The organism is Paenibacillus rhizoplanae, from assembly GCF_042684125.1.
In the GTDB taxonomy this organism is placed as follows: Bacteria; Bacillota; Bacilli; order Paenibacillales; family Paenibacillaceae; genus Paenibacillus_AQ; species Paenibacillus_AQ rhizoplanae.
In genome coordinates, this window is the sequence record NZ_JBHUKY010000092.1 from 737 (window position 1) to 1,175 (window position 439).

The 439-nt window shown below is 52.8% G+C and carries 1 rRNA gene; it reads left to right on the plus strand.

The window, feature by feature from the left end:
• Nucleotides 1-3 precede the first annotated feature (3 nt).
• A 23S ribosomal RNA gene (locus ACFSX3_RS30640) occupies nt 4-439 on the plus strand; the annotation flags it as partial.

Sequence of the window (439 nt, forward strand, 5' to 3'; positions counted from 1 at the left end):
ATTGGTTAAGCTACTAAGAGCACACGGAGGATGCCTAGGCGCCAGGAGCCGACGAAGGACGTGGCGAACAACGAAACTGCCTCGGGGAGCTGTAAGCAAGCTTTGATCCGGGGGTGTCCGAATGGGGAAACCCAGCTGTGGTAATTCGCAGTTACTCATTTCTGAATACATAGGAAATGCAGAGGCAGACCAGGGGAACTGAAACATCTAAGTACCCTGAGGAAGAGAAAACAATAGTGATTCCGTCAGTAGCGGCGAGCGAACGCGGAACAGCCTAAACCAAGGGGCTTGCCTCTTGGTGTTGTGGGACGTCTCACATGGAGTTACAAAGGAATATGGTAGGTGAAGAGGTCTGGAAAGGCCCGCGATAGAGGTAAAAGCCCTGTAGCCTAAACTGTGTTCTCTCCGAGACGGATCCCGAGTAGTGCGGGGCACGTGA